This window comes from Candidatus Neomarinimicrobiota bacterium (assembly GCA_021734025.1).
Taxonomy (GTDB): Bacteria; Fidelibacterota; JAANXI01; order JAANXI01; family JAANXI01; genus JAANXI01.
The window spans coordinates 89,483-113,162 of record JAIPJS010000001.1; the positions used below are offsets into that span (position 1 = coordinate 89,483).

Below are 23,680 nucleotides of genomic sequence, written 5' to 3' on the forward strand. Positions count from 1 at the left end.
CTGATATGCACATACCTTCGAAGATCATTCTCTTTAGCCTGGCTATTATTCTAATGGTTATGAACCAATCGTTGGCAGGGCAATGGGCACCGAAAGATGTCCCGGTGATGACACCCTGGGCGGCGGAGGTAACCCCTGACAATGTTTTACCGGAGTATCCGCGCCCCCAGATGCGACGCTCAGAATGGAAAAATTTGAATGGTCTGTGGGAGTATTCCTTCGCAGATAATCTGAAAAACCCGCCGTTCGGACAGGAATTGTCCGGACACATCCTTGTGCCTTTTGCCGTAGAATCAGCGTTATCAGGAGTTAAGGATTCCACTGAATATCTCTGGTATCGCCGGACTTTTTCATTCCCGGAGGAATGGAATGGCCAGCGCCTTCTGCTCCACTTCGGCGCCGTGGATTGGCAAACAGTCGTCTATGTGAATGGGAACAAAGTTGGCGAGCACCAGGGGGGATACGATCCTTTTACCATAGATATTACCGATGCTAATACAGAATCCGGATCCCTGGAAATAATTGTCGGTGTTTTCGACCCGTCGGACCAGAGCGCGAATCCGGTGGGGAAGCAGGTGCTGGATCCCAGCGGAATCTGGTACACCTCCGTAACTGGAATCTGGCAGACTGTCTGGCTGGAGCCGGTTCCCGATGTTTATATCGATGACATTAACATCAGCAGTGATATCGACAGGGAAATGGTAAAAATCAGGGTAGCGACTAACAAACGCAGTCCGTCTTTTCAAATCCGCATTAATGTGGTTGAAAACGAGAAAACGATTGCCGAAGCCGATGGGGCACCAGGTGAACTGGTGGAAATTCCGATTCCGCAGCCCCATCTCTGGGAACCGGAGGACCCGTTCTTGTATGATTTGAAAATTGAGTTACTTGATGACACCGGTAAACCGATGGACGAGGTCACTAGTTATTTCGGTATGCGGGAGATTAGTTTAGGCACAGATGAAGACGGTATCACACGTATGCTGCTGAACGGTGAGTACGTCTTCCAGATGGGCCCGCTGGATCAGGGATACTGGCCGGACGGATTGTATACGGCACCCACGGATGAGGCGCTGCGGTTCGATATTGAAAAGGCAAAGGAATTCGGCTTTAATATGATTCGCAAGCACGTGAAGGTGGAGCCTGCCCGGTGGTACTACTGGTGCGACAGACTCGGCGTGCTCGTGTGGCAGGATATGCCAAGTCCCAATCCGAACACTTACGAGCAGTTCCGGTCGGATGAAGCCGATCAGCAGTTCGAATACGAACTCCGCCAGATGGTGCAGACTCTCTCGAATCATCCTTCGATTGTCATGTGGGTCGTCTTCAACGAAGGGTGGGGACAACACAATACGGAAAAGCTTACCAAGATGGTGCAGGAGTTAGATCCTACGCGGCTGGTGAATAACGCCAGCGGATACACGGACAAGGGAGTGGGGGATGTCATCGATTGGCATATCTATCCCGGTCCGGATGCCCCTGCGCCTGAAGAACGCCGGGCGAGCGTGCTCGGTGAGTTCGGGGGATTAGGACTGTTCATCGATGGCCATACCTGGAGCAGTGAAAACTGGGGATATGAGGACTTTCAGGACAAGCAGCAGTTCGTAAAACGGTACGAGCAGCTCTTTGACGCGCTGTGGCCGCTTGAAAAGAACCCGGGCCTGAGTGCCGCGGTCTATACTCAAACAACCGACGTGGAAACCGAGGTCAACGGCCTTCTGACCTATGACAGAAAAGTACAAAAATTACCATCGGAAGAGCTCGCAGCCTACCACAGGGATACTATGGTTTCTCCGCCGGTCATCGATCCGGACGGATCGCTGTTCCTGGATTCTCTGCGAGTGAAACTGCATAACCGCAAGGGTGAAGTCATACGGTATACCCTTGACGGAGGTGAACCGACGATCCAATCGACCAGGTATACGTCTCCAGTCCTTATCACGGAAGAGACAACCTTAAAAGCGGCCTCCTTCGGTGAGGTGGACAAGCGAAGCAGGATATACGCTGCCAAGTTTCAGGAGACTTCGCTCAGGAAATCTGAGTCGCTGCAAAAGCCCGAGCCAAGACTCCGGTTTACCCACTATGAAGGTGAGTGGGACAGTTTACCCGACTTTTCGCAGCTGCATTCAATAGAAACAGGAACTACACCCACGCCGGACATTTCGCTCACCAGAAGCGAGGATCACTTTGGGTTTACCTTCGGAGGTTATCTGAAGATCGAGCAGTCCGGGGTATACACGTTTGAGTTGACTTCTGATGACGGCAGCAAACTAATTATCGGGGAAGAAGAAGTCGTCCGGAACGACGGCGTCCACGGAATGCGTGCACGGAGCGGACAGATCGCGCTGGAAGAAGGATTTCATCCCCTGAAAATCGAGTACTTTGAAACGGTGCTCGGCCATGGATTGGTAGTCCGGTGGAGCGGCCCGGGATTTGAGAAGCAGATTGTTCCTCAGGAATTTTTCTTTCATTCAGGGAAATAAGGTGTCAAAATCCTTTCGAGTAGTACCGGCTGAAAGCCAGCGTTCGCAGGCTTTCAGCCGTAAACTCCCAAACATCTAATCGTAAATTTTTATGCACTTAAGACTCCTTTCTCTCACACTTTTTTAAAAAAAGTGTGCAAAAATCCGGCGATGCCATCCGGTTCAAGAACTCCTACACCGAACAGCCTACGAAAACCAGAACTCCCTCCACCCTTAAAACCAGGGTGTCGGTCAGACAGCTGGTTTTCGTGACGTCAATTCGGCAGCAGTTCTAAGAACCGCATGGCAAGGCCGAGAAAAACAGGAGAAAAAAGTCGCAGGGTTTTCCTTAGGAGGGAGGGTACCTGTTTCCGTTAAAATTCTTGAAAATACCAGCATCGAAAATACAATTTAGGAGAACCTTAATTCATCATTACTTCCGCTAAACCGAATTCTTCCAGTTGTTTTCTCCATCTGGATTTTGTTTCGCCGGGAGTTGTCCCTACCTGAAGTTTATCCCGTTCAAGACCGACTTCCTGCCCTTTTTTCCGTCCCATGTTGTGGTAGGGCATAATCTCGATACCCGCAAGGTTCGGGTATTTTTCTTGGAGAGCAGCAATTGCCCGGAGATGTTCTTCGGTATCATTGACGGTCGGTATCATAGGGCAGCGCAGCAGGATATTCGCTTTTTGTTGGTAGAGAAAGTCGAGGTTCTCAAAAATGAGTTGATTCGAAACGCCGGTGGTCCGTTCATGCAGTTCGGGTTCCGTGGCCTTGTAATCGAAGAGAAACAGGTCAGTGATAGGGAGTATCTCCTGAAAATGTCTGCAGGAGGCGTATCCGCTGGTATCAAGCGTCGTGTGGATACCTTCCTGCTTTGCAGCAGAGAACAGCGCTTTCGCAAATTCAAACTGCAGCATCGGTTCGCCGCCGGAGAGGGTCAGTCCACCGCCTGAATTTCTGTAATAGGCGATGTCACGCCTCACAACCTGCATAACATCGTCCACTGTCATGCTCTGCCCCACAATTTCCAGCGCCTCGTTGGGGCAGGCAGTAACGCAATTCCCGGTAAGGTCACACCGGTCAAATCGGACCGAATGCTTACCATTACTATCGATATGAGTCCCAGTGGGACAGGCTGAAACACACTCGAAACAGTTCTGGCATTTGTCGGCGTAAAACCGGAGTTGCGGCTTTATCGGTTGGGACTCGGGATTATGGCACCAGGTACAGCGGAGGGGACACCCCTTCAGGAAGACAGTAGTCCGGATACCCGGGCCGTCGGTGACGGCGCCCCGCTGGATATCGAAAACGGTACCCGTGGTTTTACTGCCATTGGTCATTGATACAGCGTCCTCTCCAGGATTTCCTGCTGGACATCGCGGTCCAGGTCTACAAATCTTGCACTGAACCCACCGACACGGACAAACACATGGCGATATTTTTCAGGTTCATTCAAAGCCTGCTCCAGTATGTTCTTATCAACGACGGAAATCATGGCTTGTTGAGCGCCGTTGTCAAAATGCGTCTCGAGCAGGGATTCCAATTTCTCCCGGTGCTTGGTGAACATCTCAGGACCGAATTTCATATTCTGTACAGCGCCTGCATGGATATCCGTGGCGGGTTTGGCTATGGAATTAAGAAATGCAGTGATCCCATTTTCGTCGTATCCACTGGTGGGATTATTGCCGTTTGCCATGGATGTGCCTGCCAGCCGGCCATCAGCGGAAGCGGAGGTTTGCCGTCCCATAAGGGTATTGGCGCTGTTATTGATGTTTACCACCAGATAAGAGTGAAGGTCGGTGCGGTCCTTCTGCTTGCGGACGTAATTACAGACATGATTGTGTACACGAAGATACATCTCATCGGCCACCGGATCGTCATTGCCGTATTTCGGCGCGTTCCGGAGAAGCCGCCGGACGTCTTCGTATCTTTCAAAATTGGAGTCAAGCGCCTCTAATAGTTCGGACTTTGACATCCGCTCATCTTCATACACCAGCTGTTTGATCGCCGTCAGGCTGTCCGCAATATTGGTGTTGCCGTAGGTCTCCAGCGTCCCGCCTAGGTAATCGATGCCGCCGGAAAACATCCCTTTGCCGCGCTCCAGGCATCCGTCATACAGGAGGCTCATGTAGAGATAGGAAGCCTCTTCGCCTGCCACCTCATATTCCAGAGATTCCTGATCCGCCATAATTTCCACGGAATGCTCGACCTGTTCTTTGTAAGCATCCCAGAGATCTTCAAAGGTCCTGAACTCCTCGAACGTGCCGAGTGATAGGCCCATCTTCCGTTCGTCATACGGATCCCAGCCGTTGTGGAGGGTGACCTCCAGCGCCTTGAGCAGGTTAATCACACCGCTCGGCGTCCCGAAGCTTTTGTGGTCGATGATATATTCGCCACACCCGTAGGGCACATACTGTTCGGCGAGGTCTTCCGAAAAACCGAATGCCTTTTGTACCGAAGGGATGTTTACGTCATCGTTATACAGCATCGGAAATGTGCGTCCCTCGGCGATTACGTCCAGTGCTTTTTCCATGAGTTCGGGGTTTTGCCCATCGTAAAATCTGAGCGAGAGCTGTGGCTCCGCTTCCAGCACCGTTCGGGTGGCTTCCATCGCCAATAGTGCAAACCGGTCTGCGTTTTCTTCATTTGGTCTGCCTTTTCCTCCAATGATGACCCGGTTGTGAACGACCGTATCCTTGTCTGCCATAAGCTGCCAGAGAGACTGTAACAGTCGCAGTGCTTCCGCGTCAGTTAACCGTCCCTGATTAAGATCATTCGCAAGAAAATCTCCGAGATACACGTCCATTCGGCCATGGTTCCTGACGTCGGAAATGGTGGAGTAGAGCCAGAAAAGTTGTATGGCTTCTCTGAACGTTTCGGGAGTCCGCTGGGTGATATTCTCAAGCGCCTGAGCCATGTCCCGGAGATCAGCTGCCCGTTGATCATCCGAAGTTTTGTCTGCCTTGGACCGTGCCTGTTCAGCATACCAGTGGGCCGAGTTGATGAAGGCCTCCATGACGATCCTGGCGCCATCGTAAAATTCGGGATCGCCGTTTGCGGAAGCCTTTTGTCGCTGGATTTCCTCCATCATCCCTGGGATACCGAGAGAGAGGAGTTTCCGATAATTAATATTGCCGCCGGTCAACCGATAGAGGGGAAACGCGATGCCGGAATCGCCCATCCAGTTATCGGAGGGGAGGTACTCGCTCATCTTGTCCGGATAGCGGTTCCGTAGTTTGGTCGAGGTATTTTCGGTCTTCCAGAATTCCAAGAGTTCGCTTAGGGTCTCTTTATCCTGAGCAGATATCGAGTCGCCGTTTAATAACTCTTTGATTGCATCCTTTTCACAGTAATAGCCGAATGCGGTTTGTCCCCACTCGTCGGGACTGAATCCTATCAGGGGAGGCTCTATGCGTCCGGCGAATAGGTCTCCCTCCTGAATATCACCCAATGACGCGGGGAATAATACCTCGAGACACTTGGCTTCCCGGATGGATTTATGGGAATCCATGTGCTGCTTATACGTATCAGTAAATTGTTGTTCAATCGAAACGCCGCGCTCAATCGCTATTTCCTTTAAGTTCAACATATTTGATATCTCCAAAAAACCGTTTGACTTATATTTGCCTTAATTATAACATATTGAGGCGATGGAATCTTGTTCTATGATGATAATTTAATTGTAATATATTGATATTAGGTTATGGCTACGTTATCAAATCCTCAGATAATTCGTATGAAACAAGAGGAAATATTCGACCTGGATCGGGATTTTCATTACGCGTTTCACAGGTCGCTACAGGAGATCACCGTCCCGCACACCCATGACTTTTATGAGGTATTTCTTATCACCCGTGGTGGGGTGAAACATATGATAAATTCGGAAGAACGGCAGTTGGAGGAAGGGGATCTGGTCTTCATCCGCCCGGAAGATATGCATTACTATTCCCCGGAAAACGGAAGGCAGTGTGAGCTGATTAATCTCGCCTTTTCAAAAGAAGTGCAGGGGCAATTGTTCGATTTTCTGGGCGAATCGGTTGATAAAGCCAATTTGATGGAAAGTAAATTTCCCTATTGTGTCTCTCTTGAAGATGTGGAAAAGGAAGTGCTCACCAGAAAACTGGAAAACCTCAACACTCTTAGCCGTGAGCGTACCTCTAAAATCAAAGGATATTTCCGGGCATTACTGGTGGATATTTTTGTAGAATATTTTCAGCAGGAGTCCGAAGAAGAGCACGCGAATATCCCTGAGTGGCTTGAGCGACTCATCAGCAAATTGAGTGAGAAGGAAAATTTTATCCGGGGGATCGATGCGCTGTATGAGATGTCTCCGCACACGCCTGAGCATCTTGCCCGGGTATTCCGGAAATTTTTTGGAGTAACCCCGACTCAATACATCAACAATCTCAGGTTGAATTATGCTGCGAATAAACTGTCGTTTTCGACCGAATCTATTACAGAAATAGCCATGGATTGTGGGTTTAACAATCTGAGCCACTTTTATCATTTGTTTAAAAACGAATACCAGATGTCCCCGGGCGATTTCCGGAAGGGCCATCACAAATCGGCGATACCATAGGTCATTGAAATTGTTCTTGAAAAGTAACAACCGCTAACAACAAACGATGGAGTAAAAACGATGTCAAATACATCAATTGCCATTTCCGATGAGCTAAAACAGCAGTACCAGGAGGAGGGGTATTTCATTCTCAGGGATGTAATTCCCCAGGAGGATCTAAGGTTCTTGCAGCAGAAGGCGGACGAGCTGGTTGCAGAGCAGGATGAAAAAATGGAGGAGTTGGGGACGGATGAACTAGAGTTGAGCAGAAAAGATAGTCGGTATTTCGTGTTTCTGGCATACCAGGACCATCCGGAGCTGGGTGACTTCGTATTCAGCGATCTCATGGAGGAGATCTGCAAGGCAACCATCGGCGACACCGCAAATCTGTTCTGGGAGCAATTTGTGGTGAAAGGTACTAAAAAACAGGGCGCGGAATTCACCTGGCATCAGGATTCGGGCTATGTGGATACGCCCCACAAAAAGTACGTGAACGCCTGGATACCGCTCGACGATGTTTCGGATGAGAATGGTACCATTCATATCATCCCGTATTCGCGGGCAGGCACGTCGGAAAAAGTTGAACACAGAAAGGTTGAGGGTTCGGACGATCGCGTCGGCTATTCCGGTGACGATCCGGGAGAAGAGGTGAACGTACCTGCTGGTTCTATTGCTGTGTTCTCAAGTACCAGTTTTCATCGCTCCGGGCCGAACAAAACGGATAAGCCCCGTCGTGCCTATGCTGTCCAGTGGGCGCCGGAAACTATCTATGAGCCGGATGGATCAGTGAAAGGGATCGCTGAACCGTTTCTGGAGAACGGAAAACGGGTACGGTAAATAAAAAGGCAGGAGGCAAGTTATGCGTCTCGGAGGGCATTTTGTAGCAAATTCAATCGAAGAGCTCAGAACGGTTACCGAAAAACTCGATTGTTACGGCTTGTCGGCGATCCAGGCTCCGTGGAATCTGGCAGAGATGTCCGATGAGGAGAGTTCGGAGTTTGGGGAGGTGGCAAATTCACTGGATATTGTTGTCGGTGAAGCGGGCTATTGGGAGAATTTGATGGTCACTGACTCTGAACTGCAAAGCCGGCGTATCGATGAGATCAGAACGCTCTTACAAAGAGCTGATCTGATGGGCTGCAAAACAGTGGTGTCGCTGGCTGGAAGCCGGCATTCCTCCGGACACATGCTTGCCCCCGATCCTGCCAATTACACACCTGAATTCCGGGCGGATTTCAGAGAAGTTGTATTGCGGATCTTAGACGGATTAAATCTGCAAAATACAACATACAGTATTGAGCCGTTTCACAATTCGTTTTTTTACCAGCCCGAGCCTATCAGGGAATTTATCGATTCCGTAGATCATCCATCTTTTGGATTACACCTGGACCAGATGAATATGGTGTCGCAGGCTACGTATTTTCGGACCACCGAACTTATCGAGAATACTTTCGATCTTCTGGCTGAAGATATTACGGCCGCCCATATAAAAGACATCCGAATGGATCACGAGTACATGTTCCTCAAATATGACGAAGTGGATATCGGCGACGGCGTATTGGATATTCAGTCGCTTTTGAACCAGCTGTCAGAGCTGCCGGAATATACGCCGTGCTTTTGCGAGCACATGTCCGAAGAACAGGAGTACGTGCTTAACTTTACACGGCTGCACTATCTGGCGGAAAAAGAAGGATTGCGATTTAAGCGCCGGAATACCAAATCGGTATAGGCTTTCATATACTCCACGCCAGGGCTAATAAAACCATTGACGAGGTGCGGGGCAAGTACTTCGAATCCCGGAAGGATGCCTGAGAACCGACTGTTAATCCTGCAAGTTGTTGGAAACAGATACAAGTTTTTATAAAATAGGGACAACTAATCCAAATCTATCATGCATCCCAACCACACAAAAAAATATTCATGAGCCGGATCCGAATACTAACGGTCGGATTACTGGTGATCGGAGCAAGCGTGCTCGCTTCCGGACAGGAAAAATTCCAGAAAAATCTCTCGCAATTCGTCCATCAAAGTTGGTTGACACGGGACGGCCTGCCTCAAAACACGATTACCGCAATTACCCAGACGAACGACGGGTATATTTGGCTGGGATCCCGGGCCGGTTTAATCAGGTTTGATGGTGTCAAATTCCAACAATTTACAAAAAACGATATTCCCGGGCTGACTGATGATTATATCTGGACGATTTGCCCGGATGTTCGCGGCGGATTTTGGGCCGGCACTAGCCAGGGCGGCCTGATCCGCTATAATGATGGACAATTCAGGGTGTTTACTGTGAAGGACGGATTAGCCGATAACGGTATCTGGGAAATTTATCAGGCGCGGGATCGATCGCTCTGGATCGGAACGTCCGGTGGTGGAGTTTCCCATTATAAAAATGGGGATTTCACGACCTATACTGCGAATGACGGGTTGTCCGGCAATTATATTTGGTCTGTATATGAGGATAAATCCGGGAAAATTTGGGTCGGAACCGACGGGGACGGATTGACCCGAATCACCATGGATGATCCAGAGATACGGTTCAACACTTCATTGGGGTTCGGGGCCGGATATATTTTTGATATCACCGGGGATTCTCTGGGAAACCTATGGTTTGGCACCGAAATGGGAGTGTTTGAATACGCAGATGGGGTTTTTTCGGATATCAATCAGAAACTTGGATTATCTGAGTTTATAGGATGGTCGATACTTCGAACCCAAAACGGGGAGTTGTGGGTAGGAACTGAAGGAGACGGCCTTTTCCGGATAGAAAACAGAGGCTATTCCACCTTCCGGACGGTGGATGGACTGCATAGTGCTCTCATTACCTCCTTACATCAGGATAGGGAGGGGAATATATGGGCGGGGACCAAGGGCGGCGGTCTGAACCGGTTTCGCGACGGCCTTGTCACTACCTTTGCAAACCAGGAAGGGCTGTTCCATGATTTGGTGTATACTGTGCACGGGCTGCAGACCGGTGGTTTACTGGTGGGGACCGTGAGTGGCGGCGTATATAATTTGCAGGACGGCGCCATTCAACAAGTCCGGTTTGCGGACGAGTTATCGAACAATATTATCTTTGCAATTGAGGAAGGTCACAGTGGGGTGCTATGGTTGGGTACGGATGGAGCGGGACTTAACATGGTTCAGGACGGCGAGGTGCGGCATATTTCAATCGGAGAGGGAGTCGGCCCCAATACGATTTGGGCGTTACACCAGGATGATGACGGGAAACTTTGGATTGGAACAGGGGGCGCTGGTCTGTTCTCACGGGAGCCGGACGGGGAGAACGTCCGGTATTACCCTGATACGGGTTTGCATGGAGAGTTTATTTCAAAGATTATCCGGGACAAGGATGGGACCCTATGGGTGACGACCAGGGATAACGGAATTGCCTGGTATGATGAATATTCGGATATTTTTCATGAGTTAACCGTGGAAGACGGGCTTCCAAGCGACATTGTTTGGACTATTTATCAGGGGCAATCGGGTGTACTCTGGGTCGGGACAAATAATGGGGTGGCACAGGTGGACAACGGTAAGGTCGTGAAGGATTTCGCCAATCCTGAACCATTGAATATCCCCATCTATGGGATCGTCGAAGATAATGTCAGGAATATGTGGTTTAGCACTCCCCAGGGGATTTTTCGGATGCAACAAGATGGGGCGGCAATTCATCACACGGAAAAAAACACAACAAAAGGCATTCTCCATTTCGGGGCTGCAGAGGGAATGAAAACGGAAGAGTGCAATTACGGAAGCCCTTCTGTCTGGAAATCGGAAGAAGGTTTTCTTTACTTCCCGACTATGAGTGGTGTTGTTAGGATCGATCCCGCAGAGGTTGCACCAGACCGCAATGCACCTCCGGTAAAAATTGAGAGCGCCGTCGTTGGCGATAGCCTCTGCAACGCAGATTCGTTAATCGTGATCCAACCTCAATACAACGAATTTGAAATTCGATATACCGCATTGAGTTATATCAGCCCGAACGAAATCACCTTTCATTATCAGCTTGAGGGGTTTGATTCAGACTGGAAGGACGCCGGCGCCCGGCGGGAAGCGTATTATACGAATCTGCCTCCCGGCGATTATACATTCAGTGTCATCGCCCATACGGGAAGCGGGGGATTGAACAGCATCGGTGACCAGGTGCGTGTGAGAGTATTGCCGAAGTATTATCAGACTCTCTGGTTCAAATTTGCAGTGGGGGTTGGGATCATCGGGCTGCTGGGACTTATTTTTTACGGAAGAATATGGCAGCTGGAACGCAGAGAACGAGAACTGGAACGGAGAGTTGCCGCTGCTATCGCTGAAGTCAAGGAACTCAGCGGGCTGCTACCTATTTGTGCTTCGTGTAAGAAAATCAGGGATGACAAGGGATATTGGAACCAGCTGGAAGGGTATATTTCCGAGCATTCTTCAGCTCAATTTAGTCACGGGATTTGCCCGGACTGTATGGAGGAACTGTATGGAGAATATATTCCATCGAAATCAAGTGAACGAAGGGAAAATCCCGAATCGTCCTAAGAATCCAGTAAACTTAAAGCTTACCAGGCATACGCCTCGGGCGCTTCACCGCCCGGACCGGGAAAAATCGAATCTAACCGGGTTAAAACCTCATCATCGAGGTGAATTTCAAGGGCTTTTACGCTCGCGGCCAATTGTTCCACGGTTCGGGGGCCAATAATTGGTGCAGTGACGCCAGACTGATGCAATAACCAGGCTATCGAAACATCTGCCGGGTGTTCACCCAATTCATCGCAAAGATCTTCATAGGCTTGTAACTGAGAGCGATGATTTTCCACATATTCGTTGATCCAGTCTTCCGTGCGGCGACCTTCGTCTAATTTTTTCAATACTCCTGCCAGTACGCCGCCGCCCCGCGGACTCCAGGGGAGCACACCTATCCCGTACTCCTGACATGCAGGCAGCAGTTCAAGTTCGATAGTTCTGGTGGTGAGGTTATACAGGCTTTGTTCTGAAACCAGGCCCATGAAATTTCTGGCCATTGCTCGTTCCTGCGCCTTCACAATGTGCCAGGCGCCAAAGTTGCTACTGCCGACATACAACACCTTGCCTTCCCGCACCAATTGTTCCATGGCCTGCCAGATCTCCTCCCACGGCGTATTCCGATCGACGTGATGCATTTGATATAGATCAATGTGATCGGTCTGCAGCCGGCGCAGGCTGTCTTCGCAGGCCTTTTTAATGTGATAGGCCGAAAGCCCGCGATCGTTCGGGCCATCACCCATGGGGTTGTGCAGCTTCGTTGCCAGCACAATTTTCTCCCGCTTTCCCGGATTCTCAGACAGCCAGTCTCCGATGATTGTTTCGGTGATACCATCACCCTTGGGATTCCCGTATCGATTAGCAGTATCAATGAAATTAATGCCCGAACCGAACGCATTATCCATAATTGCGATACTCTCGGTTTTAGAGGTATAATCACCGAGATTCATCGTCCCAAGCGCGAGTCGGCTGATCTGCAACCCTGAACGTCCTAAATACGTATACTCCATAATTCCGCCTGTTATTCCTCTAATTGATTGTGAAGCGCTTCTTCAATGGAGTTTATCTCGTGCTGAAAGGCTTGTTCTTTCAGCTTTTTGAACCGGGGATAACCGGAATCTTTTTCGTGTTCCCACTCTTTCGCAAAGCTATCATCCCGGATTTCGGTGAGGGATTCCTTCAGTACCTCCATGAACTCATCAGGTATCACCCGATCCGATCGGGTGAGTGTACCGTACTGGCTGGTTTGAGAATGAAAATTCATCTGCTGAAACAGGCCGACATCCGCCATCTTCCGGAATACCCGGGCCGCTTCGCCCGAGGCGTACAATTCGGTTAAGATCGCTTCAGGCTGATAGCCTTTGCTGCTGAGCAATTCGTAGGAGAGTGTCAATATCCTGATAAAGGCGGGCCAGACTGCCTGTTCAGAGAACAGATCCAGTTCAGTCTCCTCCGCAAAGGTCGATTTGAGGGCCCCGGCCTGCGTTGCTCCAATTCCTTTAGCCAGAGCCAACGTGACCTCCCAGGCCTGCCCCGAAAAGTCCTGTTCAACCGCAATAAACGCCGGGGCACCACTTCCTTCCTGAAATGTTTCCCGCACCCCTACACCTATCATTCGTGGGGCAACGAGGGTAATATCAACACTTTCCGGAAGATCCAGTTTCCCGTAGCGAATATTGTATCCATGGGAAAAATTCACGACCTGATTTGGTCGTAATTGCGGTATGATGCTCTGTTGAAAGACGTCCGGCTGAATCTCATCCGGAACAGTGATTGAAAGGATATCAGCCCGTTTCGCGGCTGAGGCGATATCAAATACAGAAAACCCGTCCTCTGCTGCAGCCCGGGCAAAGTCATCCTCAATATTCCCGATGATAACCTCCAGGCCGCTGTCCTGCAAATTGAGGGCTTGTGCGCGTCCCTGGTTGCCGTATCCTATTATTGCAATGGTCTTTCCAGTGATGGGATCAAGACTGACATCTTTATCATAGTAAATGGTTGCCATAACTCTTCCTATGCGATTGAGGGCGTTTAATGGAGGCGTTCTTCCGAATCGGAATCAAAAAAGTAGAGTTTGTCGAAGTCCAGTCCCAGCGATAATGTATCTTGCGACTGATACTGCCGATCTGCTGGCGTACGCATACAATAGCTGTGTTCCTTGCCGCCAAAATAGAGATAGATTTCATTCCCCATGGGTTCCACCACATCAATCGGGACTTCCTGGGCCTGAGTCAAATTTTTCGATCGTGGATGTACTGTATCATACATGTCTTCAGGCCGGACTCCCAAAATAACTGTTGAATCCTTATGCGATTCTAGGTCCCTGCCAATTGAATCCGGAATTGGAAAGGTTATCAGGGGAGACCTGAATTCTAAGGAACCATTTAATTCTATGGTACCCTCGATAAAATTCATAGAGGGACTCCCGATAAAATCGGCTACAAACTTATTTTGCGGGTCGTTGTAGAGGTTGAGCGGGGAATCCACCTGTTGAATCCGCCCATCCCGAAGGACAGCGATTTTGTTCCCCATGGTCATCGCTTCCACCTGATCATGGGTGACGTAAATCATGGTCGTGTTTAACTCATTGTATAGCCGCTTAATCTCAATGCGCATCTGGACTCTCAGTTTGGCATCGAGGTTTGACAGCGGTTCATCAAACAGGAAGACCTTCGGGTCCCGTACGATGGCGCGTCCCAGCGCAACCCGCTGCCGCTGCCCCCCGGAAAGTGCTTTTGGTCGCCGATCCAGTAACGGTTCGATTTCAAGGATTTCAGCGGTTTCCCTGACCCGTTTTTCGATAGTTTCTTTATCGAATTTGCGGAGTTTCAGGCCGAATCCCATATTGTCATAGACCGTCATATGAGGATAGAGCGCATAATTTTGGAAGACCATCGCAATATCCCGGTTCTTTGGGGCGACATTGTTTATCCGTTCTTCATCAATGTAGATAGAACCCTTGGTTATATTTTCGAGGCCGGCTATCATCCGGAGCAGGGTAGACTTTCCGCATCCCGAAGGCCCAACCAGGACTAAAAAGTCTTTATCCTCGATTTCCAGCGACGCATTATCGATCGCCACCACATCTTCATCATAGATTTTGGTAACATTTTCAATTGTGACAGAGCCCATGAGCCATCTTCTCCTTATTGAGATAATATTTACTAATTAACCACCATACCAAAACGCTTTACGCCAATTGTGCAGCTTAAGTTCATTGTATAAGTCCTCAGGAATATCATCAGCATCAGAGGCCTGACAATTCATTTTCGCCTGCCATTCATTCCGAATACCCGGAATCACCACAGAAACGGCTGGATGACGCAAGGCAAACCGAATGGCAAGTGTCGGCATATCGAGATCTGCCTCATCAGAATATTCCGCGAGCACTTGCTGGATCTTGTTCACTCGCTCAACAGTTCGTTCGAGTCTGTCCCCGCTAAAATACCGATTTCGAAAATCACCATCCGGAAAAGTGGTATCCTTCGTGAATTTCCCCGTGAGCGAGCCCTCGTCAAACACCACCCTGACGATAACACCGACTCCATTTTCCTGGGCAGCCGGGAGGAGTTCGGCCTGCGGTTCCTGTTCAAAGATATTATAAATGAGTTGCACCGAATCCAACAGGTCTTCCCGCATCGGGCGGATTACAGAATTTTGGTCGTGTTCAGGAGTGGAAATACCAACACCTGAGATTTTTCCCTCTTCTTTTAGTTCATTCAATATGTGTAGCGGAACAGGATCCGCATTCCAGGCACGGGTCCAACTGTGCAGTTGAACAATATCCAATGTTTCGGCGCCCAGTTTTTTCAGGCTAAACTCAACGCGCTCCCTTAAATAATCTTCCGGAAACCGATCCTGCCAATTGTCGTCGGGGAAGGGGGGCCAATGGCCGGGTTTCGGAGGGATTTTCGTTGCGACTTTTACGGAGCCCCCGCCAACAGTCTGGCCACGGTTCCGTAACACCTTTCCGATAAGTTCCTCACTATGTCCGTTGCCATAGGCCTGGGCGGTATCAATGAAGTTGACTCCCAAATCCAAAGCCTTATTCAGGGCCTTCAGACTTTCTGAGTCATCCTGTTCACCCCACGCATCACCACCAATCGCCCATGCGCCAAATCCGATTTCCGATGTTTTCCAGTCCAGTGATTCAAATCGCCGGTATTGCATTGTGATAATACTCCCGGTTAGTCAGTTATTGATTTCCTCTGTTTTTCACATGCATAGCAAGCATTTCACCTAATTTTACACAGGCTTTTTCAGCCTTTTCTGTCCGCGGTGCTCCTGCATTGACCGCGCCATAGTGGAGCGTAAATTGTTGCGCGACATAGTCCGTAACGCCAAAGACAAGAAATCCGAAGTTCATAAGCACAGTCAGAATAGACATACAAGTGAGTTCATTGCCGCCACCCCAGCCGCCGGATGAGGAAAAGGCACAGCCAATTTTCCCATCGATTTTCCCCCAGTGTTCCTGCATATCCTCATCCCAGAATTTCTTCATTTCCCAGGAGAGTAATCCCATATTCGTCGGAGAACCGACGGCAAGGCCGTCACACCACAAGACATCGTCGGGGATTACTTCGTGTACAGATTTGATTTTGGAGCTGATTTCCGCAATCGTTTGTACACCTTTATGGACGAAATAAGCCATTTTTTCGGTGTTGCCCGTATGAGAATCAAATAATACTAATACATTCGACATTCCTGCCATCTCCAGCAATTATTAATTAAAATAAGACTCATATCGCTAACACTAATAATTATTTATATATACGGGATATATAGTTTGCAATTAATGTTGCTATATTCATCAAAAGCAGGTTAGCAATAAAATATTAATTTCTTCTTGACAATAATTATAGTGATCGATTATCTTTAATGCAAACGATTGTGCAAATAATTCCTTCCCAACAGCACAATTCTGATTGACTTGGATTTATTTATCTGATGAACACTGAAAAAGGCAAGAGCTCCTTCATATGGCGGTAACACTTACTGACATTTCGGAAATCGCTGGCGTATCCGTATCAACCGTGTCGCGGGTATTAAACGGGAAAAGTGAAAAACATCGTATTAGCGCGGATACACAGCAAAAGGTTATCGCGGCGGCTGAGAGACTGAATTACCGGCCAAACGAATTGGCGCGGGGGCTCCGCCTTCAGAAGACTCATACCATCGGTCTGATTGTACCCGACATTTCGAATCCATTTTTTGCAAATATCTCCAGGTCGATTCAGGTCCAGGCCTATGAGAACGGATATAGTACCCTCGTAGCGAATACTGACGAAAATATCGAGACGGAAATTGAGCAGATCAAACTGTTGAGGAGTAAAGGGGTGGACGGCTTTGTTATAATGCCTGTGGGATTGGAATCAGCCCATATCAAGGAATTGCTCTCCGAGAATACTCCCCTGGTACTGCTTGATCGCTGTTTCGACGATCTAAATACCAATTCCGTTGTGGTCAATAATTTTAAAGGTGCCTATATGGCTACTGAGCACCTTATTAAAAACGGCCATTCCCGAATTTCAATTATCCAGGGACTCAGGAACACCTCAACGAATAATTCTCGTGTTGCTGGCTATAAACAAGCCTTAAATGACTACGGCATTCCTATATCCACTTCACTTATTGTGGGAAAAAGTTTTGGGCAAAAAAGCGGGTATCTCGAGACAAAACTATTATTAAACCTGGATGATCCACCCTCTGCAATCTTTGCTACCAGCGATTTAATTACACTTGGCGTGTTCCACGCCGTCTATGAGGAAGGGTTATCAATTCCGGATCACATTTCGATTGTTTCCTTTGATGACGTCGATTTTGGTGCGTTCCTTGCAGCGCCACTCACCGCGATCGCTCAGCCAAAAGACCTGATGGGGGAGATGGCGGTTAAACTGCTTCTGGAGGATATAGACCAAAATGGGGCTGCGAAAAAATCACGGATAGTGCTCAAGCCGGAATTGATTCAGAGAAATTCGGTCAGATACATAAAAGAAATTAAGACAATAGAAAAGCCTGCGGGGTAGGAAACATACCCATCCGCGGCTGAGCCTTTTTAGCGAACTTTTTTTTGGCATAATTAGTGCAAACGATTGTGCTGTTTATAATTGGGGGAAGAGAGTATGAAAACGCCTTTAAAACCTTATATCAAAACACTAGTCGTTATGTGTTTTTCTCTGTTGCTGCTCCAATGTAGCGACGAAACGAAAAATGATGTGCTTGCTCCCTACAAGGGGCATCGTGCACTGGAACTCTTAAAGGTCACGCAAAGCTTTACGCCTGATATTCAATGGTTGGGCGGCAGGGTTGCATCAGCAGGAGTAAACAAAGGCGGTACAGCGGCATTAGATTCAACCCTGATTTGGATCTATACAGCCGACGATGACATTATTGGTTCTCCCGTATCCTTTTCCGTTGAGCCGGATTCTGATTTAATCCAATCGTATGGGGGCGAACCTGCTGACAGTTTGTCTGACGGAGAAACATATACTTTTTGGATTGCGGAAAAATCGGTTTTTGCGGCAAACCTTGACTCTTCTGCAATCGATAGTATGAACTTTACCGATACAACGATGACCACAGCATTAGTTCCACGCGGATTATCAGGAGGAGGGCTGGATCTGGATATCTCGCTCGTACGGGATGAAACTCTATTGAAAGATAAATTCGTGCTCAGTTGGACACCGGAAGACACGCTGGTCAGGCGTATCGCGATCCGTGCAAGTGCGAGCGGGGGATTCCAGGATTTAATCTGGCACGTGGTATTGCCGGACTCCGTGGAAGACAGCATTTCACCCCCGGTAGTACTTGGTGAAACGCCTGAAGGAGCCAATGTTGCGGTAGCCTGGCCTGAAGGAGGGTTTAAAGAAGGACAAGTTCACTTTATATGGATGGTAAACAGTAATTGGAATAATACATTCAGCCCGGGAGCGCCTGGGTATGGCTGGTTTCGGATGTTTCCACTTTAAGGAAAGGGATTCCACAGTGAGACTTTATAATAAAAATATTATCACAAAGTTGTTAATTGCGAGCTTGTTACTGATGGGCTTCGTGGGATGCAGTTCTGATAAAAGCAATTCATCAGGTGACAAGGTCCAAATTACCTTCTGGCACAGTTTTGTATCGTCAACTGTTCCCGCACTCAATAGTTTGATCGACGAATTCGAAAAAGAGTTTCCAGGCATAGATGTCAATGCCCAATACGTCCCCACGGGAGATGCGCTCGCTCAAAAATTAATCACATCCGTACAAAGCAATACCGCACCGGATATTTCATGGATCCATGCGCACTACCTTCAGGATTTGGTACAATCAAAAGCCATTTACAGGATGGATCATTTCATTGACGGAGAAAACGGACTCTCCGAGGAGACGATGAATGATATCTATCCGGCACTTCTTCAGTATGCCTCCTGGAAGGATACGCTGTACAGTCTGCCCATGGAAGCGACGAACCTTGCGTTGTTATATAACAAAACCATGTTCAGGGAAGCGGGGCTTGATCCGGAGCAACCGCCGCAGACCTGGGAGGAACTTAAATCTTACGCGAAAAAGTTAACGTTTGATGAGGACGGTGACGGGAGAAATGATCAAATCGGGTTCTTTGTGCCCATATATCCTGCCGGAGGTCCCCAAAGCGGATGGATGGTATGGCAATGGATGCCCTTTCTCTGGCAGTCGGGTGGATACATTGTCAATAATGAACAAACCAGAGTCCTCTATAATAGTTCCGCCGGCGCGCAGGCACTCAAGTTGTGGCAGGATCTCTATTTTGCATTGGACCTGAGTACATTTAGTACGGATTTTGATGCGGCGTTTTCTGCCGGACATCTTGCCATGGCCATGGATGGCCCCTGGAACCTTCCCCGGTATAAGGATCTGTTACAAAACCTGGATTGGGCATTTGCACCGTTGCCTGCCGGGGAGGAAAAACGGGCGACAATCGCCGGTGGGGAATATCTGGTAATTTTCAAACAGAGTGAACATCCGGATGCGGCCTGGCAATTCCTGAAATGGATGACCCGGCCGGAAACCCAGGCAAAATGGTCTATGGATTCCGGGTATTTGCCTATTCGCCATGCGGTGCTGGACGTGCCTGAATTCCAGGAGTACCTTGATGAAAATCCGAATTTCAAGGTGTTCGTGGAACAGATGGAATATGCTCAGGCCCAACGGTCGCTGGACTATTACAGCATGCAAATCCTGCGGCACATTGGGGAAGCAATTGAGATGGCAACCGTTGGTGAGCGATCCCCTCAGGAAGCCCTCAACATCTCTGCGAAAAAATCCAATGATTTGCTGGATCGGGTGGAGCGATAAACTGAAATGGTACCAAACCTTCCCACAGACGAACTGAATAATCCGGAGCAGCCGAATCTGCCTACGGATTCCCTGAGTCCCGAAACTCAGCGGGAAAGCGAAGCGGTCGAGTATAATGAGAACCGCCTGGATAAAAGCGGAATACAGGCGTTCTTGTTCCTCTCGCCAACCCTGGTGATAGTACTGACATTTATCGTCTTTCCCATCTTTTTCTCGTTCTATCTGAGTTTCCATGAGTGGAATATGTTCAGCACGAACCAAAAGTTCGTTGGCCTGGAAAACTATATCCGTCTATTATCTGATCCGGAATTTTGGCAGGTACTCAAAAATACACTGATCTATACTATTGGCACAGTTCCGGTGAATATGGCTTTTTCCCTGGCAGTCGCCTATGCCTTGTTGCAGAAAATCAAAGGGCGGAAACTTCTCCGGACTATGTTTTTTGCGCCGGTCATTATTTCTCCCGTTGCGGCGGCTGTCATATGGCGATGGTTATACGACCCGAACTACGGACTGGTTAACTATTCACTGAACATTTTCGGTATCGATCCCATCAACTGGCTCAAACATCCGCAGGGCGCTATGGCAGCGCTAATTATCGTTGGCATCTGGAAATATTTCGGCATCAACATGGTGCTTTTTTCTGCGGGGTTACAGGCTATCCCGGAGCATTATTATGAAGCGGCGGAAATAGACGGTGCTGGTCGATTTGCCAAGTTTTGGAATATTACGCTGCCACTGTTGGCGCCCACCACCTTTTTTATCCTGATCATGTCCATGATTACCTCAATCCAGGTTTTTGACCTGGTGTATGTGCTGACATCAGGCGGGCCGCTGGGATCGACGGAAGTGTTGGTCGTCTATCTGTATGACCATGCCTTCAAATTCTTCAACATGGGATATGCCTCAGCCGTGGCCTATGTCATGTTTGCTATCCTGATTGTTCTGACGCTCGTTCAGGTAAAATACATGAAAAGCAAGGTGTATAAGGCAATATGAAATTAACCGAGCTGAAAGACGATCGTGTAATGATGGAGCGCTTGAAGTCTGTCATGCTCCACATACTGATCTATGGGTTGGCATTGATGACTATCGCGCCGTTTCTCTGGATGGTGCTAACGTCCGTCAAGGATCTGGGAGAAATTTTTTCCTATCCACCCACCTGGTGGCCGGAAGAATTTCACTTCGAGAACTATAAGAATGCCTTCGAAGCCGCACCGTTCGGTCGGTTCTATTTTAACAGTCTTTTCGTTGCGATCACGGTGACCGTAGGTCAGCTCATAACCTGTTCAATGGCGGCGTATGCATTTGCGCGACTTAAATTCTGGGGGCGTGACGTTCTGTTTTATCTGTTCCTCGCAACTATGATGATTCCGTACCAGGTCACCATGATACCAAGCTTTCTGGTACTGCACTGGCTTGGATGGATCGATTCGTATCCGGCTTTGATAGTCCCCGGATTGGCCTCCGCGTTCGGAACGTTCCTGCTCCGGCAATTTTTTATGACCATTCCCAAGGATTTGGAAGATGCCGCTTACCTGGATGGTTGCAGCCGATTCGGGGTGTTATGGCGCATAATTATTCCCCTGGCAAAACCGGCGTTGGCAACGTTGGCGATATTCACTTTTATGGGTGTCTTCAACGATTTTATTTGGGCGTTAATTGTGTTGAATTCTGAAGAGATGTATACGGTGCAGCTTGGACTGGCCATCTTCCGGGATCGCTATACGACCCAGTGGGACCTGCTAATGGCTGGTTCGGTTACGGCGACTTTGCCCATTCTCATCGCTTTTTTCTTTGGGCAGAAATACTTCATTAAGGGGATAGCACTTTCGGGATTAAAAGAATAGTAGCGAACGTAAATCTAAAAGGGGATTACGAAAGGAGGTGTAGGCGTTCAGCGGGAGTGCAGTTTTCGCTGAGAAAACTGTAATTCAAACAACATTGTTACAATAACCAAGGAGGTTATACGATGCGACATTTTTCACGATTAACAATCGGTGCAGTGGTTTTGCTTGTGGCCGGACTTGCTTTCGGGCAGTACGGGACTGGCGTGACGGTTGACGTCTCACAAGTAGATCCTGCCGCACTTACATTGGACGGAAATGCCGATGAGAGTGTGTGGGCTGACGCCACAACATTAACGCTGGGCGAAGGCAATTTCACCAACTGGGGAGGCGGCTGGAACGACGGCTATGGCGAAAATATTGATATTGGATACTCGGCCAAAATGCTCTTTGCGCCCGAAACCCTGTATGTCTATGTGGAATTTCAGGACTATCAGGAACTTTACTGGGGGGGCGAAGGCAATCCATGGGGTGGTGAACAGATCTTTTTCGGAGTTGACGGAACCCATGAGTTGGATACACTGACCAACGAAGAATATCACGGTTGGCCGGGTAATGCACCGGACAAAGGTCCGACTGTCTATAAGATCAATAAGGATGGCATTACTCTAAATTGGGGATATGACGGCGTTGCTCCTACAGATTCAGGATGGACTCGCGGAACGGTAGCAGTAGATGATGCGAATTTTTCCTGGACCGTCGAAATGGCAATTTACGTCCCACAGATCGAAGCAGGGGGGCAAATTGGTTTTAACCTTGGCGGGGCAACAGCACATCCGGACTCCGCGTATATGTACGATACCGATTACGGCGCGGCTGAATACGCCTATTTCGCGTATCATCAGGAAGGCGATCCCGGAAGCATCAACATTGATGCGTCGACATTTAGCACTCTGCAATTTGCCGGTGGTAGCGACTCCTACGGTACCGGAGTAGAGGTCGGTATTACGGAAGTTGCTTCAGGGGACCTCACCCTTGATGGTACCGCCGATGAAGGTGCATGGAGTGATGCGACTACTTTAACACTGGGCGAAGGAAACTTTACCAACTGGAGCGGTGGATGGAACGATGATTACGGTGAGAACATCGACATCGGTTTTAACACCAAGCTCCTGTTTGCCACTGACACGCTTTATGTGTTCGCTGATTTCCAGGATTACCAGGAACTCTACTGGGGCGGCGAAGGCAACCCGTGGGGTGGTGAGCAGATTTTTATTGGTGTGGATGGTACCCACGCTGGTGACGATCAAACCAATTCAGAATACCACGGTTGGCCAGGCAATGCCCCGGATTTAGGTCCGACTGTCTATAAGATCAATAAGGATGGCATTACACTAAATTGGGGTTATGATGGTATTTCTCCGGTAGATTCTGGCTGGGTCCGAGGTACGGTCTCTGTTGATGACGCCAATTTTTATTGGGCTGTTGAAATGGCCATCTACTTACCTCAGGTTGAATCCGGGAATCAGGTCGGCTTTAATGTTGGCGGTGCTACGGCACATCCGGACTCTGCATACATGTACGATCCGGATTACGGTGCGGCGGAATATGCCTATTTTGCCTACCACCAGGAAGGTGATCCGGGGAATATTAATATCGATGGTTCCTCCTTTAGTACGCTGAACCTTGGGTTTGGTGTTGCCATTGATCCGGTTTCAGAATATATGCCAACAGCATTTCAACTGAAGCAGAACTATCCGAATCCGTTTAATCCGAGTACGACAATCGGATATTCACTCATTGAAAAGGGACACGTCAACCTAACCATCTACAACGCGTTAGGCCAGCAAGTCTCAACATTGGTTCGTGCGACCCAGTCGCCAGGCGAGTATTCAGTCGACTGGAACGCAGGAAACCTGTCGAGTGGATTGTACTTCTACATACTGGAAGTTGACGGAAAGACGGTTGCAACGAGAAAAGCGCTGTTGATGAAGTAGAATGAAAATACAGTGGGGATTTCCGGCGCCGGTTCCCCTGGAATT

At 48.7% G+C, this 23,680-nt stretch carries 18 protein-coding genes; 11 read left to right on the forward strand and 7 right to left on the reverse strand.

Annotation, left to right across the window (positions count from 1 at the left end; genetic code table 11):
- Positions 1 to 5: 5 nt before the first annotated feature.
- Positions 6 to 2,483 (forward strand): chitobiase/beta-hexosaminidase C-terminal domain-containing protein, encoded by a 2,478-nt coding sequence (locus K9N57_00355; GenBank protein MCF7802620.1) that lies wholly within the window; start codon positions 6 to 8, stop codon positions 2,481 to 2,483.
- A gap of 401 nt (positions 2,484 to 2,884) precedes the next feature.
- Here K9N57_00355 and K9N57_00360 read toward each other — a convergent pair whose 3' ends face one another.
- On the reverse strand, positions 2,885 to 3,805 hold the full coding sequence (locus K9N57_00360; protein ID MCF7802621.1) for a glycyl-radical enzyme activating protein: 921 nt from the start codon (positions 3,803 to 3,805) through the stop codon (positions 2,885 to 2,887).
- Positions 3,802 to 6,054 (reverse strand): hypothetical protein, encoded by a 2,253-nt coding sequence (locus K9N57_00365; protein MCF7802622.1) that lies wholly within the window; start codon positions 6,052 to 6,054, stop codon positions 3,802 to 3,804. The genes K9N57_00360 and K9N57_00365 overlap by 4 nt, the downstream gene beginning before the upstream one ends.
- 147 nt (positions 6,055 to 6,201) lie before the next feature.
- Between K9N57_00365 and K9N57_00370 the strand changes: the two genes are divergently transcribed.
- The 4 genes from K9N57_00370 (at position 6,202) to K9N57_00385 (ending at position 11,550) form a co-directional block, all read left to right on the forward strand.
- Entirely contained in the window at positions 6,202 to 7,044 is an 843-nt protein-coding gene (locus tag K9N57_00370) for an AraC family transcriptional regulator (protein ID MCF7802623.1), read from the forward strand.
- 60 nt (positions 7,045 to 7,104) lie between these two features.
- Positions 7,105 to 7,860 (forward strand): phytanoyl-CoA dioxygenase family protein, encoded by a 756-nt coding sequence (locus K9N57_00375; protein ID MCF7802624.1) that lies wholly within the window; start codon positions 7,105 to 7,107, stop codon positions 7,858 to 7,860.
- Between the two features lie 22 nt (positions 7,861 to 7,882).
- Positions 7,883 to 8,752 (forward strand): sugar phosphate isomerase/epimerase, encoded by an 870-nt coding sequence (locus tag K9N57_00380; protein MCF7802625.1) that lies wholly within the window; start codon positions 7,883 to 7,885, stop codon positions 8,750 to 8,752.
- Positions 8,753 to 8,943: 191 nt separating this feature from the next.
- Positions 8,944 to 11,550 carry a hypothetical protein gene (locus K9N57_00385; protein MCF7802626.1) on the forward strand — a complete coding sequence of 869 codons (2,607 nt, stop codon included), beginning with the start codon at positions 8,944 to 8,946 and terminating at the stop codon, positions 11,548 to 11,550.
- A gap of 20 nt (positions 11,551 to 11,570) precedes the next feature.
- Here K9N57_00385 and K9N57_00390 read toward each other — a convergent pair whose 3' ends face one another.
- From K9N57_00390 to K9N57_00410, 5 genes are read right to left on the reverse strand one after another with little or no spacing between them, the layout of a single operon-like run.
- Positions 11,571 to 12,542, reverse strand: a complete 972-nt coding sequence (locus K9N57_00390) for an aldo/keto reductase (GenBank protein MCF7802627.1) — start codon at positions 12,540 to 12,542, stop codon at positions 11,571 to 11,573.
- 11 nt (positions 12,543 to 12,553) lie between these two features.
- Complete coding sequence (ilvC, locus tag K9N57_00395) at positions 12,554 to 13,537, reverse strand: ketol-acid reductoisomerase (protein ID MCF7802628.1); 984 nt, start codon at positions 13,535 to 13,537, stop codon at positions 12,554 to 12,556.
- Positions 13,538 to 13,563: 26 nt separating this feature from the next.
- The gene (ugpC, locus tag K9N57_00400; protein ID MCF7802629.1) at positions 13,564 to 14,664 is read right to left on the reverse strand and encodes a sn-glycerol-3-phosphate ABC transporter ATP-binding protein UgpC; all 1,101 of its coding nucleotides are present in this window, start codon (positions 14,662 to 14,664) and stop codon (positions 13,564 to 13,566) included.
- Positions 14,665 to 14,700: 36 nt separating this feature from the next.
- Positions 14,701 to 15,702 carry an aldo/keto reductase gene (locus tag K9N57_00405; protein MCF7802630.1) on the reverse strand — a complete coding sequence of 334 codons (1,002 nt, stop codon included), beginning with the start codon at positions 15,700 to 15,702 and terminating at the stop codon, positions 14,701 to 14,703.
- 25 nt (positions 15,703 to 15,727) lie between these two features.
- A complete protein-coding gene (locus tag K9N57_00410; protein ID MCF7802631.1) occupies positions 15,728 to 16,234 on the reverse strand; it encodes a flavodoxin domain-containing protein in 507 nt (168 codons plus the stop codon).
- Between the two features lie 277 nt (positions 16,235 to 16,511).
- Between K9N57_00410 and K9N57_00415 the strand changes: the two genes are divergently transcribed.
- From K9N57_00415 to K9N57_00440, 6 genes are all read left to right on the forward strand, one after another.
- On the forward strand, positions 16,512 to 17,558 hold the full coding sequence (locus K9N57_00415) for a LacI family transcriptional regulator (protein MCF7802632.1): 1,047 nt from the start codon (positions 16,512 to 16,514) through the stop codon (positions 17,556 to 17,558).
- Positions 17,559 to 17,654: 96 nt separating this feature from the next.
- Complete coding sequence (locus tag K9N57_00420; protein MCF7802633.1) at positions 17,655 to 18,500, forward strand: hypothetical protein; 846 nt, start codon at positions 17,655 to 17,657, stop codon at positions 18,498 to 18,500.
- A 16-nt stretch (positions 18,501 to 18,516) separates the two neighbouring features.
- A complete protein-coding gene (locus K9N57_00425; GenBank protein MCF7802634.1) occupies positions 18,517 to 19,851 on the forward strand; it encodes an ABC transporter substrate-binding protein in 1,335 nt (444 codons plus the stop codon).
- 6 nt (positions 19,852 to 19,857) lie between these two features.
- Positions 19,858 to 20,850: a sugar ABC transporter permease gene (locus K9N57_00430; protein MCF7802635.1), complete on the forward strand. Its 993-nt coding sequence runs from the start codon at positions 19,858 to 19,860 to the stop codon at positions 20,848 to 20,850.
- 29 nt (positions 20,851 to 20,879) lie between these two features.
- Positions 20,880 to 21,701, forward strand: a complete 822-nt coding sequence (locus K9N57_00435; protein ID MCF7802636.1) for a carbohydrate ABC transporter permease — start codon at positions 20,880 to 20,882, stop codon at positions 21,699 to 21,701.
- A gap of 122 nt (positions 21,702 to 21,823) precedes the next feature.
- Positions 21,824 to 23,635 carry a T9SS type A sorting domain-containing protein gene (locus K9N57_00440; GenBank protein MCF7802637.1) on the forward strand — a complete coding sequence of 604 codons (1,812 nt, stop codon included), beginning with the start codon at positions 21,824 to 21,826 and terminating at the stop codon, positions 23,633 to 23,635.
- Positions 23,636 to 23,680 lie beyond the last annotated feature (45 nt).